At 67.5% G+C, this 16,043-nt stretch carries 16 protein-coding genes; 12 read left to right on the forward strand and 4 right to left on the reverse strand.

Annotated elements, in window-relative coordinates; translation table 11 throughout:
• The 12 genes from bchB (at position 1) to hemA (ending at position 13,834) form a co-directional block, all read left to right on the forward strand.
• The gene (bchB, locus tag BZF57_RS08350) at positions 1-1,608 is read left to right on the forward strand and encodes a ferredoxin:protochlorophyllide reductase (ATP-dependent) subunit B (protein ID WP_086736668.1); all 1,608 of its coding nucleotides are present in this window, start codon (positions 1-3) and stop codon (positions 1,606-1,608) included.
• The gene (locus BZF57_RS08355; protein ID WP_086736670.1) at positions 1,598-5,236 is read left to right on the forward strand and encodes a magnesium chelatase subunit H; all 3,639 of its coding nucleotides are present in this window, start codon (positions 1,598-1,600) and stop codon (positions 5,234-5,236) included. Before bchB ends, BZF57_RS08355 begins: the two co-directional genes overlap by 11 nt.
• Before the next feature lie 17 nt (positions 5,237-5,253).
• Entirely contained in the window at positions 5,254-6,150 is an 897-nt protein-coding gene (gene bchL, locus BZF57_RS08360) for a ferredoxin:protochlorophyllide reductase (ATP-dependent) iron-sulfur ATP-binding protein (RefSeq protein ID WP_086736672.1), read from the forward strand.
• On the forward strand, positions 6,150-6,854 hold the full coding sequence (bchM, locus tag BZF57_RS08365) for a magnesium protoporphyrin IX methyltransferase (protein ID WP_086736674.1): 705 nt from the start codon (positions 6,150-6,152) through the stop codon (positions 6,852-6,854). The genes bchL and bchM overlap by 1 nt, the downstream gene beginning before the upstream one ends.
• Positions 6,851-8,296 carry a BCD family MFS transporter gene (locus tag BZF57_RS08370; RefSeq protein WP_086736676.1) on the forward strand — a complete coding sequence of 482 codons (1,446 nt, stop codon included), beginning with the start codon at positions 6,851-6,853 and terminating at the stop codon, positions 8,294-8,296. Before bchM ends, BZF57_RS08370 begins: the two co-directional genes overlap by 4 nt.
• A gap of 73 nt (positions 8,297-8,369) precedes the next feature.
• Positions 8,370-9,176, forward strand: a complete 807-nt coding sequence (puhA, locus tag BZF57_RS08375) for a photosynthetic reaction center subunit H (RefSeq protein ID WP_086736678.1) — start codon at positions 8,370-8,372, stop codon at positions 9,174-9,176.
• Positions 9,167-9,949, forward strand: coding sequence for a photosynthetic complex putative assembly protein PuhB (gene puhB, locus BZF57_RS08380; protein ID WP_086736680.1), 783 nt, complete (start codon positions 9,167-9,169; stop codon positions 9,947-9,949). The genes puhA and puhB overlap by 10 nt, the downstream gene beginning before the upstream one ends.
• A complete protein-coding gene (puhC, locus tag BZF57_RS08385) occupies positions 9,946-10,434 on the forward strand; it encodes a photosynthetic complex assembly protein PuhC (protein WP_086736682.1) in 489 nt (162 codons plus the stop codon). Before puhB ends, puhC begins: the two co-directional genes overlap by 4 nt.
• Positions 10,434-10,736 carry a hypothetical protein gene (locus BZF57_RS08390; protein ID WP_086736684.1) on the forward strand — a complete coding sequence of 101 codons (303 nt, stop codon included), beginning with the start codon at positions 10,434-10,436 and terminating at the stop codon, positions 10,734-10,736. The genes puhC and BZF57_RS08390 overlap by 1 nt, the downstream gene beginning before the upstream one ends.
• Complete coding sequence (acsF, locus tag BZF57_RS08395; protein WP_086736686.1) at positions 10,733-11,794, forward strand: magnesium-protoporphyrin IX monomethyl ester (oxidative) cyclase; 1,062 nt, start codon at positions 10,733-10,735, stop codon at positions 11,792-11,794. Before BZF57_RS08390 ends, acsF begins: the two co-directional genes overlap by 4 nt.
• Positions 11,795-11,811: 17 nt before the next feature.
• The gene (gene puhE / locus BZF57_RS08400; protein WP_240505902.1) at positions 11,812-12,582 is read left to right on the forward strand and encodes a putative photosynthetic complex assembly protein PuhE; all 771 of its coding nucleotides are present in this window, start codon (positions 11,812-11,814) and stop codon (positions 12,580-12,582) included.
• 31 nt (positions 12,583-12,613) lie between these two features.
• Positions 12,614-13,834 carry a 5-aminolevulinate synthase gene (hemA, locus tag BZF57_RS08405; protein ID WP_086736690.1) on the forward strand — a complete coding sequence of 407 codons (1,221 nt, stop codon included), beginning with the start codon at positions 12,614-12,616 and terminating at the stop codon, positions 13,832-13,834.
• A 127-nt stretch (positions 13,835-13,961) separates the two neighbouring features.
• Here hemA and BZF57_RS08410 read toward each other — a convergent pair whose 3' ends face one another.
• The 4 genes from BZF57_RS08410 to BZF57_RS08420 form a co-directional block, all read right to left on the reverse strand.
• A complete protein-coding gene (locus BZF57_RS08410; RefSeq protein WP_086736692.1) occupies positions 13,962-14,291 on the reverse strand; it encodes a DUF6481 family protein in 330 nt (109 codons plus the stop codon).
• A 49-nt stretch (positions 14,292-14,340) separates the two neighbouring features.
• Entirely contained in the window at positions 14,341-14,556 is a 216-nt protein-coding gene (locus BZF57_RS08415) for a hypothetical protein (protein WP_086736694.1), read from the reverse strand.
• A 53-nt stretch (positions 14,557-14,609) separates the two neighbouring features.
• Positions 14,610-14,762: a hypothetical protein gene (locus BZF57_RS21090; RefSeq protein WP_156076243.1), complete on the reverse strand. Its 153-nt coding sequence runs from the start codon at positions 14,760-14,762 to the stop codon at positions 14,610-14,612.
• A 207-nt stretch (positions 14,763-14,969) separates the two neighbouring features.
• The gene (locus tag BZF57_RS08420; RefSeq protein WP_162290966.1) at positions 14,970-16,040 is read right to left on the reverse strand and encodes a BLUF domain-containing protein; all 1,071 of its coding nucleotides are present in this window, start codon (positions 16,038-16,040) and stop codon (positions 14,970-14,972) included.
• Between the last annotated feature and the right edge of the window lie 3 nt (positions 16,041-16,043).

Here is a 16,043-nt window from a genome sequence, read left to right on the forward strand (position 1 = left end):
ATGCAGCTCGCCGTCTGGACCTATGAAGGCCCCCCGCACGTCGGCGCGATGCGCGTGGCGACGGCGATGGAGAAGCTCCACTACGTGCTCCACGCGCCGCAGGGCGATACCTATGCGGACCTGCTGTTCACGATGATCGAGCGGCGCGGCAAGCGTCCGCCGGTGACCTACACCACCTTCGAGGCGCGCGATCTCGGCAAGGACACCGCGCAGATCTTCCAGGATGCCGCGCGCGAGGCGGTGGCGCGGTTCAACCCGCAGGCGATCATCGTCGGCGCGTCCTGCACCGCCGAGCTGATTCAGGACGATCCGGCGGGCCTTGCCGAAGCGATGGGCCTGCCCATCCCGGCGATCCCGCTCGAACTGCCGAGCTACCAGCGCAAGGAAAACTGGGGCGCGGCGGAGACCTTCTACCAGATCGTGCGGCATCTGGCCGACACGACGGTGAACCGCGAACCGCGTGAGGGCCGCCGGCCAAGCGCCAACATCCTCGGCCCCACCGCGCTCGGCTTCCGCCACCGCGACGATCTGGTCGAGATCAAGAAGATCCTCGCCCTGCTGGATGTCGAGGTAAACCTCGTCGCCCCGCTGGGCGCCACCCCGGAGGACATCGCGAGGATCGGCGCCGCCGACTTCAACATCGTCCTCTACCCTGAAATCGCAGATGAGGCCGCCCGGTGGCTTGAGCGCACTTTCGCGCAACCCGCGGTCCGGACCATCCCTATCGGCGTGGGAGCGACTCGCTCTTTCATTGCCGACGTCGCCGAGCTGGCAGGTGCAGATCCCACGCCTGCCCTCGGCGACACCTCTTCACGGCTCCCGTGGTGGAGCCGATCGGTCGATTCGACCTACCTCACCTCCAAGCGCGTCTTCATCTTCGGCGATGCGACCCACGCGGTCGCCGCCGCCCGGATCGCGCGCGAGGAGCTGGGCTTCGAGGTCTGCGGCCTCGGCTGCTACAACCGCGAATTCGCCCGCGAAATCAGGGCCGAGGCCGCGCGCTGCGGGGTCGAGCCGCTGATCACCGACGATCACCTTGCGGTCGAGGATGCGATCGCGGCGGCCTGCCCCGAACTGGTGCTCGGCACGCAGATGGAGCGGCACATCGCCAAGCGCTTGGGCCTGCCCTGCGCGGTCATCTCCGCTCCGGTCCACGTGCAGGATTTCCCCGCGCGCCACTCGCCCCAGATGGGCTTCGAGGGCGCCAACGTGATCTTCGACACCTGGGTCCACCCGCTGGTGATGGGGCTGGAAGAGCACCTCCTCACCATGTTCCGCGAGGATTTCGAATTCTCGGACGAAGCGGGCGCGTCGCATCACGCGGCGCATTCCCCGCGCAAGGCGGCACCCGAACCTGTCCCGTTCGTGTCGAGCGAAGTCGAGACACACAACGTAGCCCCTCCCTCCAGTCTCTCGACTTCGCTCGAGACGAACGGTGAATTGGTCAGCTCACTCTGGACCGCCGAGGCCGAGCGCGAATTGAAGAAAATCCCCTTCTTCGTGCGCGGCAAGGCCCGCCGCAACACCGAGAACTTCGCCGCCGCCGAAGGGCGCAGGCAGATCGATCTCGAAACGCTCTACGACGCCAAGGCGCATTATGCACGGTAGTGTCGCCTCGGCCTCCTCGCTGGACCCGCGCGCGCCCGTCCGGGTGGTGATCGTCACGCTCGACAATCACTTGAAGGGCGCGGTCGACCGGGCCGAGGAAGCCCTGGCGAAGGAAGGCATCGACCTTTCGCTTCACGCCGCGAGCGAATGGGGCAGCAACCCGGCCGATCTCGAAGCGGTGAAGACCGCCATCGCCGGGGCCGACATCGTCATCGCGACGATGCTGTTCCTCGACGATCACATCCGCGCCATCCTTCCCAGCCTCGAAGCGCGGCGCGAGGAATGCGACGCGATGGTCTGCCTGATGAGCGCGGGCGAGGTGGTGAAGCTGACCAAGATGGGCGGCTACCGCATGGATGCACCCGCCAAGGGGCCTCTGGCGCTGCTCAAGAAGCTGCGCGGCAATGCCGGCAAGCCCGGCAGCAATTCGGGCGCGGGGCAGATGAAGATGCTGCGCCGCCTGCCCAAGCTGCTGCGCTTCATCCCCGGCACCGCACAGGATGTGCGCGCCTATTTCCTCACCCTGCAATACTGGCTGGCCGGTTCCGACGAGAACGTGGTGGCGATGGTCCGCGCCCTGATCGACCGTTATGCGGCGGGCGAGCGCCTCTACCGCCGCGGGATCACCAAGGCCGATGCGCCGCTCGAATATCCCGAGAACGGGGTCTACCACCCCGCCACCCAGCAGCGCATCTCCGAGAGCCTGCGCCTGCTGCCCGCCACCCGCGGCCCCGAGGGCACGGTCGGGCTGATCCTGCTGCGCTCCTACCTCCTGGGCCGCGACTGCGCGCATTACGACGGTGCGATTGCCGCTTTCGAGGCGGCGGGGCTGAAGGTCGTCCCCGTGTTTGCCTCCGGCCTCGATGCGCGCCCCGCGATCGAGAAGTTCTTCATCGGTCCGGACGGCCGCCCCACGGTCGACGCGATCGTCAACCTCACGGGTTTCAGCCTGGTCGGCGGCCCCGCCTATTCCGACGCGCAGGCCGCGCGCGAGGTGCTGGGCAAGCTCGACCTGCCCTATCTCGCCGCCCACGCGATCGAGTTCCAGACCATCGAGGACTGGGCGCACCGCCCGCAGGGGCTGCTGCCGCTCGAATCCACCATGATGGTCGCGCTTCCCGAGCTTGACGGCTCGACTGTCCCGCATGTGTTCGGCGGACGTGCGGGACAGTCGGGAGCAGGCTGCGGCGGGTGCGAGCGCCGCTGCGCGCGCCCGCAATCGCACAAGGCGCGGCCGATGCAGGCCTGCCCCGAACGCGCCGAGGCGCTGGCCGCCAAGACGCTGCGGCTGATCCGCCTGCGGCGGTCCGAACGCGCCGCGCGCAAGCTTGCGATCGTCGTGTTCAACTTCCCGCCCAATGCCGGCGCGACCGGCACGGCGGCCTTCATGGCGGTGCACGAGAGCCTTTACGCCACGCTCCAGCGCCTCAAGGCCGAGGGCTACGGCGTCGACGTGCCCGAAAGCCTCGATGCGATGCGCACTGCGCTGCTCGAGGGCAACCGCGAACGCTTCGGCACCGATGCCAACGTCGCCCACCGCATCCCCGCCGACGAGCACGTGCGGCGCGAGCCGCACCTCGCCGAGATCGAGGCCGCGTGGGGGCCCGCTCCCGGCAAGCAGCTGTCGGACGGCGGCCACATCCTCGTTCAGGGCGCGCATTTCGGGAACGTCTTCGTCGGCGTCCAGCCCGGCTTCGGCTACGAGGGCGATCCGATGCGCCTGCTGTTCGAGGGCACCTTCGCCCCGACCCACGCCTTCAGCGCCTTCTACCGCTACATCCGCGAGGATTTCGGCGCGCATGCCGTGCTCCACTTCGGCACCCACGGCGCGCTCGAATTCATGCCGGGCAAGCAGGCGGGGATGAGCGGGCAATGCTGGCCGGACCGCCTGATCGGCGACGTGCCCAACTTCTACCTTTACGCCGCCAACAACCCCTCGGAAGGGATGCTGGCCAAGCGCCGTTCGGGCGCGACGCTGATCAGCTACCTCACTCCGCCGCTGGCGCAGGCCGGGCTCTACAAGGGCCTGTCGGAACTGAAGGCAAGCGTCGAGCGCTGGCGCACCACCATCGACGACGAGGCCCACGCCGAGGAACGCGCCGATCTCGCCGCGCTGATCGCCGACCAGTGCGAGGCGCTCGACATCACCTATGCCGACATCGGTGAACTCCCCGCGCGTCTCTACGAGATGGAACAGGCGCTGATCCCGCACGGGCTCCACGTCTTCGGCCGCAACCCTTCGGGGGCGGAAGCCGAGGACATGCTCGATGCGATGATGGAGGCGGGCAGCCACGATGGCCCCACGCCTGACCGCGCGCGCCTTGCCGCCCTGCTCGATTCCTCGGACGAGATGGGCTCGCTGATCCATGCGCTCGACGGCGGCTATGTCGCGCCCGCGCCGGGCGGCGATGTGGTGGTCAACCCCGATGTGCTGCCCACGGGCCGCAACATCCACGGCTTCGACCCCTTCCTGCTCCCCTCGGCCTTCGCCTGCCGGATGGGCCGCGACCAGGCCGAGCAGCTGATCGCCCGCCATGTCAACGGCGGCCAACCCTTCCCAGAGAGCATCGCGATGGTGCTGTGGGGCACGGACAACATGAAGTCCGAAGGCGTCCAGATCGCTCAGGCGATGACGCTGATGGGCGCCCGCCCCCGCCGCGACACCTATGGACGGCTTGCGGGCGCGGAGCTGATCCCGCTCGAAGAGCTGGGCCGCCCGCGGATCGACGTGGTGATGACCCTTTCGGGCATCTTCCGCGACCTGCTGCCGATGCAGACCCGGATGCTCGCCGAAGCCGCGCTGCTCGCCAGCCGCGCGCTCGAGCCCGAGGAAGCGAACTTCATCCGCAAGCACACCCTTGCCCAGATGGAGAAGCACGGCTGCGATCTCGAAACCGCTGCCCTGCGCGTCTTCTCCAATGCCGAAGGGGCCTATGGCGCCAACGTCAACCAGATGATCGAGGGCGGCGTCTGGGCCGATCCGGACGAGCTCGCCAACGCCTTCGAAAGCAACAAGGGCTTTGCCTACGGCGTCAGCGGCAAGCCCGTGCAGCAGCGCGAACTGCTCCAGAGCGCATTGGGCACGGTCGATTTCACCTACCAGAACCTCGAGAGCATCGAGCTCGGCATCAACGACGTCGACCAGTATGTCGATGGCCTCGGCGGAGTGACCCGCTCGGTCGCGCGCGCCAAGGGCGCCGAGACACCGGTCTATATCCTCGATGCAACGCGCGGCAGCACCAAGGTGCGCACGCTTTCCGAACAGATCGACCTCGAAGCGCGCACCCGCACCCTGAACCCCAAGTGGTTCGAAGGCCTGCTGGAGCACGGCTACGAAGGCGTGCGCCAGATCGAGGGCCATGTGACCAGCACGCTGGGATGGTCGGCCACCACCGGGCAGGTCGCGCCGTGGGTCTACCAGAAGATCTCCGAGACCTTCGTGCTCGATGCCGACATGCGCCGGCGCCTGTCCGAACTGAACCCCAAGAGCGCGGGCCGCGTGGCCGGACGGCTGCTCGAAGCCTGCGACCGCAACCTGTGGGCCCCCGACGAAGCGACGCTCGCCGCCCTGCGCGAAGCCAATGACGAGCTGGAGGACCGCCTCGAAGGCGTGTTCCCGGCCGAATGACCAAGGGATAGACCGAAATGAACCTGCACAACCCCCGCTCCAGCTTCACGCCCCCCGATGGCGAGGGCTCGGTGCAGGTCGCTCTCGATCCGGCCGACAAGATCAAGGGCGCCAAGGTCTTCGCCGTCTATGGCAAGGGCGGGATCGGCAAGTCGACCACCTCGTCGAACCTGTCGGCCGCCTTCTCGAAGCTCGGCCACCGCGTGCTCCAGATCGGCTGCGACCCCAAGCATGACAGCACCTTCACGCTCACCAAGAAGCTGATGCCGACGGTGATCGACGTGCTCGAGACGGTCGAGTTTCATTCGGAAGAGCTGCGGCCCGAAGACTACATGTTCGAAGGCTATAACGGCGTGATGTGCGTCGAGGCGGGCGGGCCTCCGGCGGGCACCGGCTGCGGCGGCTATGTTGTCGGGCAGACGGTCAAGCTGCTGAAACAGCACCATCTTCTGGAAGAAACCGACGTCGTGATCTTCGACGTGCTGGGCGATGTAGTGTGCGGCGGGTTTGCCGCGCCCCTGCAACATGCCGAGCGCGCGCTGGTGGTGGCGGCGAACGATTTCGACTCGATCTTCGCCATGAACCGCATCGTCGCGGCGATCGGGGCCAAGTCCAAGAACTACGACGTGCGCCTTGCCGGCGTGGTCGCCAACCGCAGCCGCGAGACCGACGAGATCGACCGCTTCTGCGACAAGATCGGGATGCAGCGCCTCGCCCATTTCAAGGATGTCGACGCGATCCGCCGCTCGCGCCTCAAGAAGTGCACCCTGTTCGAGATGGGCGACGATCCCGAAGTGGTCGCCGCGCAGGACGAGTATCTGCGCCTTGCCGCGATGCTGTGGGCGGGGGTCGATCCCTCGAACGCGCAGCCGATGAAGGATCGCGACATCTTCGACTTCCTGGGGTTCGAGTGATGGCGAGCCGCAACCCGACCGAATATGACGACCGCCGCGAGGCGCTGGCGACCTATTTCGACAGCACCGCGCGCCAGGCGTGGATCGACCTGACGTCCGATACCAAGGTCTCCGGCATTCGCGCCACGGTGCGCGCTGGGCGCGATGCGATGCGCGCGACCCTGCTTGACTGGCTGCCGACCGACCTCAGGCGTACCCAGATCCTCGATGCCGGCTGCGGCACCGGATCGCTGGCGGTGGCGGCCGCCTGCCGGGGCGCGGAAGTGACCGGGATCGACGTGGCCGCGGGCCTCGTCGAGGTCGCGCGGGAACGTACGCCCTCCTTCATCGGCCACGGGCGCATCCACCGGAAGAGCGGCGACATGCTCGATCCGCAGCTGGGCACCTTCGCCCATGTCGTGGCGATGGATTCGCTGATCCACTACGAACCCGAGGATCTGGTCGCCGCGCTTGCCAAGCTGCCGCAGCGCACCACCGGTTCGATCCTCTTCACCTTCGCCCCGCGCACCACGCTGCTGGCGGCGATGCACACCGTGGGCAAAGTCTTCCCCAAATCCGACCGCTCGCCCGCCATCGTGCCGGTCGCCGAAGGCGAGCTGCGCGAGCGCCTTGCGCGGCTTCAGGGCTGGAGCATCGGCCGCACGCAGCGCATCTCTTCCGGGTTCTACACCTCGCAGGCACTCGAACTGGTGAGGCACGGATGAACGCGCCCGCTCGCCTCAAGCCTCCGCACTGGACCGAGCTGGTTTTCCGGCTGCTCCCGTTTGCGGATGCGGCGAGCGACGATCTGCCCCTGCCGCGCCTGCTGCGGCTGTCGCTGTTCCAGGTGAGCGTCGGCATGGCGACGGTGCTGCTAAACGGCACCCTCAACCGTGTGATGGTGGTCGAGCTCGGCACGCCGACATGGCTGGTCGCGCTGCTGATTGCGGTGCCGCTGCTCGCCGCGCCCTTCCGCGCGCTGGTGGGCCACAAGTCCGATACCCACCGCTCGGTCCTCGGCTGGCGGCGGGTGCCTTATATCTGGTTCGACACGATGATGCAGTTCGGCGGCCTCGCGATCATGCCCTTCGCGCTGCTTCTGCTCGATGTTCAGGGCCGCTTCGAGCTCGGGCTGGTGGCGGCGGCGGTCGCCTTCCTGCTGACGGGCACGGGCTTCCATGTGACGCAAACCGCGGGCCTCGCGCTGGTCACCGACCTTGCGCCGGTCGACAAGCGCCCGCGCGCCATCGCGCTCCACTATGTCACCCTGCTGATCGGAATGATGTTCGCCGCCTTCGTGATCGGCGGGATCCTCGCCGATTTCTCGCCCACCAAGCTGGTGCAGGTGATCCAGGGCTGCGGCGTGCTGACGGTGATCCTCAACGTCACCGCGATCTGGAAGCAGGAAGCGCGCAACCCGGTCCTCACCAAGGGCCCGGAGCCCGATGCGCCGACCTTCTCGCAGTTGTGGCAGAGCTTCGTGAAGAACGGCCGCAACGCGCGGATGCTGACCGCGATCGGGATCGGGGCGGCGGGCTTTGCCATGCAGGACGCGCTGCTCGAGCCCTATGGCGGGGAAATCCTGCGGCTTTCGGTCGGGGCGACCACCGGACTGACCGGCGCCTGGGCGCTCGGTTCGCTGTGCGGCTTCACGCTTGCCGGGCGGGCACTGGCGCGCGGATGGGACCCGCTGCGGCTGGCGGGTGCGGGCCTCGTGTTCGGGATCAACGCCTTCCTGCTGGTGCTCTTCGCCGGACCCTTCGAAGCGCCGCTGATGCTCTATGCCGGCGCGCTCGGCATCGGCTTCGGGCTCGGGCTGTTTTCGGTCGGCACGCTGATGGAGGCGATGAAACTCGCCCGCGGCGACAGCGCGGGCCTCGCGCTGGGCGCATGGGGCGCGGTGCAGGCGACCTGCGCCGGGCTTGGCATCGCGCTGGGCGGCCTGCTGCGCGACGGGATCGCGGCGGTGCTCGGCAGCGGCCACCCCGAAGCCAGCATGGCCATGCGCGCGACCGGCTATGCCTCGGTCTACATTCTCGAGATCGCCCTGCTGCTGATCGGCCTTGCCGCCATCGGTCCGCTGGTCGGCTACCAGCGCCACGATACCCCGGAGGACGAGGACGCGCCCGGCGCCCGCCCCTTCGGCCTTGCCGAGTTTCCGACATGATTACCCGTGCCCGCCTGTCCCGTCCCTTCCCCGGCTCCGCCTCAGCCGGATTGTTCCATGAGAGGAATGTGTAATGAACGCTGCCTATATCGTCGGCTCATTCGATGCTGCCGAACTCGCTTTCCTGCTGTTCTTCGGGTTCTTCGTGGCCCTGGTCTTCTACCTCAACAAGGAAAGCCGCCGCGAAGGCTATCCGCTCGAGGATGAGGACACCGGCAAGATCCACCCCGGGAGCCTGTTCGATGGCGACAAGAAGACCTTCCAGCTGCCCAACGGCCGCGGCACCTATGTGCCCGAGGACGTCGCGCGTGACGATATCAACGTCCCCGCGGTCCAGGCCTTCCGCGCTGCCGGAGCGCCCTTCGTGCCGACCGGCGATGCCATGGCCGACGGCATGGGCCCGGCCGCATGGGCCAACCGCTCGAAGTATCCCGATCTGACCTTCGACGGCCGCCCGCGCATCGTGCCGATCGCGCAGAGCCACGAACTGATCATCGCGCCCAACGATCCGCAGCTCGTCGGCTGGAACGTCGTCGCCGCCGATGGCGTCACGGTCGGCAAGGTCAGCGACATCTGGGTCGACCAGGCCGAACACATCATCCGCTATCTCGAAGTCGAGACCACCAGCGGCAAGAAGGTGCTCGCCCCGATGATGGTCGCGGTGGTGCACGGCAACAGCCTGCTCAACAAGGTGCTGCCGGTCATCCTCGACGAGCCCGAATTCGTCGAGATCGACGCGATCACCGCAGCCCAGTTCGAGAACGTCCCTGCGCTGGAAACCGCCGGGATCATCACCCGCTACGAGGAAGACCGCATCCAGGCCTACTTCGGCGGGGGCTACATGTATGCAACCCCTGAAAGGTCGGAAGCATGGCTCTGAACAGCCTCGCGGACGTGACGGGAACGGGGGCAGCGGCGGCAACGCCGCTGCCCGCCGGGCTGGATCACGCCGCACTCGAGAACGATGGCCCCAAGGCCTTCGGTGACAAGATGGGCACGCCCGCCGCCGACGAGCGCGTGCTGTGGAAGGGCCGACCGCAGCTCGACCTGCTGGCGCGCACCGCCTTCCACGCCCGCATGGCGGGGCTCTACATGGCCGCCCTCGTGGTGATCGCGCTGGTGCTGGGCAAGCCCGACGCTGCGATCGTCGCCGGTATCCTCGGCACGGCGCTGGCCGCGATCCTCTATGTCCTCGCCTGGGCAAGCGCGCGCAGCACGCTCTACATCCTGACCGACACCCGCCTGATCATGCGCATCGGCATCGCGATCGAGACGCGGGTCAACATCCCGCTGAAGCAGATCAACGCCGCGCATCTCGCGGTGCTCAGCAAGGACGGACACGGCGACATCGCCTTCGAACTGGCCGGTGAACGCCTGCTCGGCACGCTGCTGCTGTGGCCGCATGTGCGCCCGTGGCACTATGCCATGCCCCAGCCGATGCTGCGCGCGGTGCCCGATGCCGCTGCCCTCGCGCAGATGATCGCCGAACAGCGCGCGCGCTTCGGCGCGATCGAGCGCAATTTGAGCGAGATCAAGGAAGCCGCCCCGGCAAGCGGGCAGACCGCAGGACAGGCCGCAGCGGCCCCTGCCCCCGGTCGTCTCGCTCCGGCGATCCACCGCGGCGAACCCGGCCTTGAAGGAGCGCCCGCATGATCGTTCGCGAGTACGAGAAGGACGAAGTCACCGTCCACAAGGCGCCGCTGATGCTGATGGGTGGGATCATCGCCGCCTCGCTGGTGCTGACCGCTTCGGTCACTTTCGGCCTGCTCCCGCGTGAAGCCGTGCCCGCCGAGGCGCGCGCCGCCGCCGGGGTCAAGGCTGCCGAGGCGCGCACCCTGCGCTTCTTTGACGAGGCCGACGGCACAGTGCGGGTCGAGGACGGCGCCAGCGCCGAAGTGCTCGCCCGTTTCGGCCCGGGCGAAGGCGGCTTCATCCGCGCGACCGTACGCAGCCTCGTCCACCAGCGCCGCATCCGTAACATCGGCGCCGAGGTGCCCTTCACCCTCACCCAGTGGGACAATGGCGGGCTGACGCTGGCCGATCCGGTCACCGGACGCTCGCTCGAGGTCAGCTCCTTCGGGCCGGACAACCGCGCGGTCTATGCCAACCTGCTGCCCGGCAAGGGCGAGGTGCGCTGATGGCCCTCGCCTTCCTTGCCAAGCAGTCCTTCGAGACCCCCTGCACGATCACCGTCGAGCAGAGCTCGGAACATTTCCATGCCCATGTCGAGCTCGCCGATACCATCGCGATCGAGCCGGGCGACAAGGTGCGCGTCCACGGCGCGCCGATCCAGATCCCGTTCGGCACCCGCCAGGTGTTCGAACGCCGCGCCACGGTGACCCGCGCCAGCCCGCTGATGCGCGCCCTGACCAAGGCCGCCGCCTATTTCGATCTGGCCGAACTCTACGAAGTCAGCTTCAACGCCGGGAGGATCAAATGAACGCCTACAAGCCGATGACCAGCGAAGAGGCGATGGCGCTGGCGACGCAGGACACGATGCTGACCCCGCGGTTCTACACCACCGATTTCGACGCGCTGGACGCGATCGACGTCTCGCCCGTGCGCGGCGAATGGGACCAGCTGATCGCGGACATGGTGGGCGACCCCAACAAGCTCCACTTCAAGCACACCGATGCCTTCAAGGGCGTGATCGAGGGGCTGGAGCCCTCGCTGCGGCAGGAGTTCACCGATTTCCTCGTCAGCTCGATGACCAGCGAGTTTTCGGGATGCGTGCTCTATGCCGAAATCGCGCGGCGCACCAAGAACCCGGACGTGAAGCAGCTCTTCCGCCTGCTCGCACGCGACGAGAGCCGCCATGCCGGTTTCATCAACGAAAGCCTCAAGGATGCCGGCATCGGCGTCGACCTCGGCTATCTGACGAAGACCAAGAAATACACGTACTTCAAGCCGAAGTTCATCTTCTACGCGGTCTATCTGTCGGAGAAGATCGGCTACGCGCGCTACATCACGATCTTCCGCCATCTGGCGCGGAACCCGCAGCACAAGTTCCACCCGATCTTCGACTGGTTCGAGGAATGGTGCAACGACGAGTTCCGCCACGGCGAGGCTTTCGCCATGTTGCTGCGCGCGGACCCCAAACTGCTCGAGGGCGCCAACAAGCTGTGGGTGCGCTTCTTCCTGCTGTCGGTCTACGCGACGATGTATGTGCGCGATCACAATCGTCCGGTGTTCCACGCGGCGCTCGGCGTCGATCCGACCGAATATGACTACAAGGTCTTCGCGATCTGCAACCAGATCGCCCGCCAGGTCTTCCCGGTCGAACTCGACATCGACAGCCCCGCCTTCCGCCGCCAGATGGAAAAGCTGCGCCTTGCGGCCGAACGCATCGAGGAAGGCAAGGCCCGTGGCGGCATCGGCGGCCTGCTGAGCCGCGCGTCGGGCATGGCCGGTGCCGGCCTCGCCTTTGCCCGCATGTATCTCCAGCGGCCCAAGACCAACGCCCTGCCGCGCTCGATCCGTCTGCAACCGGCGTGGTAAGCTGGAGCGGCCATATTGTGCCGTTCATCGTGACGGTGGCGATCTGGTTCGTCGCGACCGGGCTGATTGCCTGGGCGGACAACCGCGAGCGCGCCACCTTCTCGCGCAGCTTGGCTGTAGGCAGCGTGGCGGGGATTGCCGGGCTGCTGGTGATCCTCGTCTCCTCGCTCTCGACGCAGGTCTGGGCGGTGTACCTGTCCTTCATCGGCGCGCTGATGGTGTGGGGCTGGCACGAGCTGTCGTTCCTCACCGGCGCCTCGGCCGGGCCGCGCCGGGGGCCGAGCGACCCTTCGCTCACCGGCGTCGCCCGCTTCCGCCAGGCCGCCGCGACCGTGATGCACCACGAGGTCGCGCTCGCGATCACCGCGCTGCTGCTGATCTCGCTCTCGTGGAACGCCCCCAACCAGATCGGCGCGACCGTGTTCGTGCTGATGTTTGCGATGCGGCTGGTCTCGAAGGTCAACCTCTTCGTGGGCGTGCCCAATTCGAGCTCGGAAATGCTGCCCGACCAGCTCGCCTATCTGAAGACCTATTTCGGCCCGAGCCGGATGACCGCGCTGCTGGTCGCCTCGGTCACCGCCATCGCCGCTGCGACCGCATGGTTCGCCAGCCTCGCGCTCGCCGCCCCGGTGGGCAGCGCGCAGATGGTGGGCGCGAGCCTGCTGACGACGCTCGCCCTGCTGGGCGTGCTCGAACACCTGTTTCTGGCCCTCCCCTTCCGTGACGGAATGCTGTGGGGCTGGGCCTATCCGCAGCGCCGCGCGGCGGCGCCGACCAAACGAGACTGAAAGCAAGATAATGACGACAGAGGGAACCCCCATGGACTTCGAAGCCTTTTTCGCCGGCGAACTCGATGCGGTGCGCGCCGACGGCCGCTACCGGGTGTTCACCGACATCAAGCGCCACCGCGGCCGCTTCCCCCACGCCACCCGCTTCGTCGCCGACGAGACCCAGGCGGTGACGGTGTGGTGCTCGAACGACTATCTCGGCATGGGCCAGCACCCCGCAGTGCTCGAAGCGATGCACACCTGCCTCGACGAATGCGGCGCTGGCGCGGGCGGCACGCGCAACATCTCGGGCACCAACCACTACCATGTGGAGCTGGAAGCCGAACTCGCCGACCTCCACGGCAAGGAGGCCGCGCTGCTGTTCACCAGCGGATATGTCTCGAACTGGGCGGGCCTCGGCACGCTGGCGAGCAAGATCCCGGGCTGCGTCGTGTTCTCGGACGCGCTCAATCACGCCTCGATGATCGAAGGCATCCGTCACAGCCGCGCGCCCTACAAGGTGTTCCGTCACAATGACGCGGAGCACCTGGACGAGCTGCTCTCGCTCTACGGCCCCGAAGTGCCCAAGCTGGTTGCCTTCGAGAGCGTCTATTCGATGGACGGCGACATCGCCCCCATCGCCGACATCCTCGACGTGTGCGAGAAGCACGGCGCGATGAGCTATATCGACGAAGTCCACGCCGTCGGCCTCTACGGCCCGCGCGGCGGCGGGGTGGCCGAACGCGAAGGGCTGATGGACCGCATCACGGTCATCGAAGGCACGCTCGGCAAGGCTTACGGCGTGATGGGCGGCTATATCGCGGCGAGCGCCAACCTCGTCGATTTCGTGAGGAGCTTCGCGAGCGGCTTCATCTTCTCGACCGCCCTGCCCCCTGCCATCGCAGCGGGCGCGGCGGCGAGCATCCGCCATCTCAAGGTAAGCAGCGCCGAGCGCGAGCTTCAGCAGAAGCGCGTCGCGCAGGTGCGCCGTGCGCTCGACATCATGGGCATCCCGCACCTCGACAACCCGAGCCACATCATCCCGGTGATGGTTGGGGACGCCAAGAAGTGCAAGATGATCAGCGACTGGCTGATGGACAACCACGGCATCTATGTGCAGCCGATCAACTACCCGACCGTCCCCGTCGGCACCGAGCGGCTGCGCGTCACGCCCTCGCCGGTGCATTCCGATGGCGACATCGACCGGCTGATCAAGGCGCTGTCCGAGATCTGGTCGCATTGCGAACTGGCGCGGATGGAAAAGGCCGCCTGATCCCTACCGACTGACGAGAATACCGGCTCTCCCTTGGACGGGAGTGAGGGCGGTCGCCATGGGGGTGGCGGCCGCCCTCTTTGTGTTGGGGGCGGCCCCGGGGCTATTGGCAGCCGGGGCGCTTCGCCTACTTTCGGTTCTTGCGGGCAGCGTAGCGCGCGTCGCGGGCCGCTTTCAGTTCGGCGTCGGTCTTCCGGGGCTTATCGGCCTCCGCCTTCGCCATCCTGGCAGCCGCGCGCTGCTCCTCGGCCACGCGCTGCTTGCTCTCGCGGGCCTCGCGCGCCGCTGCGGCCTTGGCGTCGGCCCGCGCATCGCGCGCCGCGCTGCGGGCCGCGCGCTCGGCCAGTTCGTCGGCACTAAGCTGCGGCGCTGCCTTCATGGCTGCCAGCGCCCTTTGCTTGGCCAGCGACGAGGCCGCGGCCCGCTGCTGGAAACTGGGTGCATTATATCCGTTCATCGCGAAATCTCCTGCCGGGCTGCACGCGATGCAGCGCGGCGCATGTGGGTCAAATGATCGGCGCGCCGCTCTGCCTCGCCGCAGCGAGGTGGGCCGCACTCCATGCGCAGGACGCGGCAGCGCCCAGATCGTGCTGGAAGGCGCTGATGCGGGCCGCGATGCGCGAGGCGGCGGCAAACTGGCGCTGGCGCTGTTCGGCAGACGCCGCGCCATCCGCGCGCATCAGGGCCGACTGGTGGGCGGCGTATTCGTGGTTGATATCCATGTCCGGTCTCCTGGGTGGGGACGCGGCCCCCGGGCTTTCGTGTCCGCGGCGCATCAATCGACCATCGCGGCCACGAGCCCGCGCAGATCGCGGGCGGAAAGGAAGGCATAGGGCTCTTGCGGCACATTCGGGTGGCGATGCTGCGGCAGTGCTGCGCGGATCGCCTTGGCGCGTTCGAAGATTGCGCCGGTCGTAATGAAATTCATGAAGTCTCTGCAAAATAGGAATGAAGCGCAGTCGGGCCAATCCCGCTGCGTGGCTATGCTGCATGAAAAGGAAAATGTGGCCGCCGCGGCGGTATTCTGAGTGCCCGGCGACAGCGCTAGGCTCAAACACGCCCGGGGCGCCGATCAAATTCCGTCGCAAGCGACGTGAAGCAATTTTTATTTAGCGCATTATTCCAAAATTACAAGTCAATTCGGCCGGGCGCCCGTTCCCGCACGGCTTTGGCGCACCAGTTCAGCAAGGCGCACGCTGGTTCCGGCGAGCCCCTTGCGCGCGTGATCCGCCCCCACCGAGCGCGCGGTTGCCGCCGCTTCGGCGAACAACCGCCCGCCGACCGAGACGACCGTGGGATATTCGGACACGATCTGGCGGCTGTGCTCGATGGTGCTGCGCAACTGGTCGAGCGCGTGCTGGCGCGGCATGGCATCCGACAGGCCGATATCGACCGCATCGGGGTGCCGCGCGTTCATCTGGTTGGTGAGCGCCTCCTCGCTCTCGGGGAAGGCCATCTCGACCTGCCAGCCGGCGGCAAGGAACTGGTCGGCGAGCAGCGAGGTGCCGAGCATATGCTTCTCCCCCGGCGCCGTCGCCAGCAGCACATGATAGCGGCTGTTGCGGATCGACTGGGCCGAGGGGATGTAGCGCACCGCATGGCCCGCCAGCTGCAACATGCTGAGGCCGATGGTCAGATCGAGCTCGCTGCATTGATCGTCCAGCCAGGCATCCCCCAGCGCGCGCGCGGCCGGTTCGATCAGCAGGGACAGCATCGCATCGCTCGTCCAGCCCTGCTCGGCAAAGCCCGCCATCATCGTGTTGAGCGCCAGATCATCGGCATTGAGCGCCAGTCCGACCAGACGCGCCACGTGCGCAGCCACTGCGGGCGGGCTGATGGCGGTTTTGGCAGGGCGGTCGTCCGACGGAGCGAAGCGGCCATCGACCAGCAGGTCCCAGTCCGAAAACAGGCGGGAGGCGGCCATGTGCTCGCTGAGCACCTCGATATGGTCGTGCCGCTCGTCCCGCGCGATCGACGACCACAGCGCGGCGACGGCTGCCGGCGGGCCTTCGATCGTCTGGAGAAAGCGGCCCTCCTCGAACAGCAGCATCCCGGTCACATCGAGGCTGCGGTTGCGCGCCCGCGCCCTGCCGACGAGCACCTCGATGTCGCTCGCGCGCGGTGTGGCTGTGGCGATGCTCTGATAGGTAAGGCAGGCGACCCAATCCGCCGGGCTTTCCGCCTCTTGCGTGTCCTCAACCAGCATATC

Source organism: Erythrobacter colymbi (assembly GCF_002155685.1).
In the GTDB taxonomy this organism is placed as follows: Bacteria; Pseudomonadota; Alphaproteobacteria; order Sphingomonadales; family Sphingomonadaceae; genus Erythrobacter; species Erythrobacter colymbi.

What these genes read in the sequence shown, in the direction of transcription:
- bchB (WP_086736668.1), top strand. Translation starts at nt 1, where the DNA reads ATGCAGCTCGCCGTCTGGACCTATGAAGGCCCCCCGCACGTCGGCGCG.
- BZF57_RS08355 (WP_086736670.1), top strand. Translation starts at nt 1,598, where the DNA reads ATGCACGGTAGTGTCGCCTCGGCCTCCTCGCTGGACCCGCGCGCGCCC.
- bchL (WP_086736672.1), top strand. Translation starts at nt 5,254, where the DNA reads ATGAACCTGCACAACCCCCGCTCCAGCTTCACGCCCCCCGATGGCGAG.
- bchM (WP_086736674.1), top strand. Translation starts at nt 6,150, where the DNA reads ATGGCGAGCCGCAACCCGACCGAATATGACGACCGCCGCGAGGCGCTG.
- BZF57_RS08370 (WP_086736676.1), top strand. Translation starts at nt 6,851, where the DNA reads ATGAACGCGCCCGCTCGCCTCAAGCCTCCGCACTGGACCGAGCTGGTT.
- puhA (WP_086736678.1), top strand. Translation starts at nt 8,370, where the DNA reads ATGAACGCTGCCTATATCGTCGGCTCATTCGATGCTGCCGAACTCGCT.
- puhB (WP_086736680.1), top strand. Translation starts at nt 9,167, where the DNA reads ATGGCTCTGAACAGCCTCGCGGACGTGACGGGAACGGGGGCAGCGGCG.
- puhC (WP_086736682.1), top strand. Translation starts at nt 9,946, where the DNA reads ATGATCGTTCGCGAGTACGAGAAGGACGAAGTCACCGTCCACAAGGCG.
- BZF57_RS08390 (WP_086736684.1), top strand. Translation starts at nt 10,434, where the DNA reads ATGGCCCTCGCCTTCCTTGCCAAGCAGTCCTTCGAGACCCCCTGCACG.
- acsF (WP_086736686.1), top strand. Translation starts at nt 10,733, where the DNA reads ATGAACGCCTACAAGCCGATGACCAGCGAAGAGGCGATGGCGCTGGCG.
- hemA (WP_086736690.1), top strand. Translation starts at nt 12,614, where the DNA reads ATGGACTTCGAAGCCTTTTTCGCCGGCGAACTCGATGCGGTGCGCGCC.
- BZF57_RS08410 (WP_086736692.1), bottom strand. Translation starts at nt 14,291, where the DNA reads ATGAACGGATATAATGCACCCAGTTTCCAGCAGCGGGCCGCGGCCTCG.
- BZF57_RS08415 (WP_086736694.1), bottom strand. Translation starts at nt 14,556, where the DNA reads ATGGATATCAACCACGAATACGCCGCCCACCAGTCGGCCCTGATGCGC.
- BZF57_RS21090 (WP_156076243.1), bottom strand. Translation starts at nt 14,762, where the DNA reads ATGAATTTCATTACGACCGGCGCAATCTTCGAACGCGCCAAGGCGATC.
- BZF57_RS08420 (WP_162290966.1), bottom strand. Translation starts at nt 16,040, where the DNA reads ATGCTGGTTGAGGACACGCAAGAGGCGGAAAGCCCGGCGGATTGGGTC.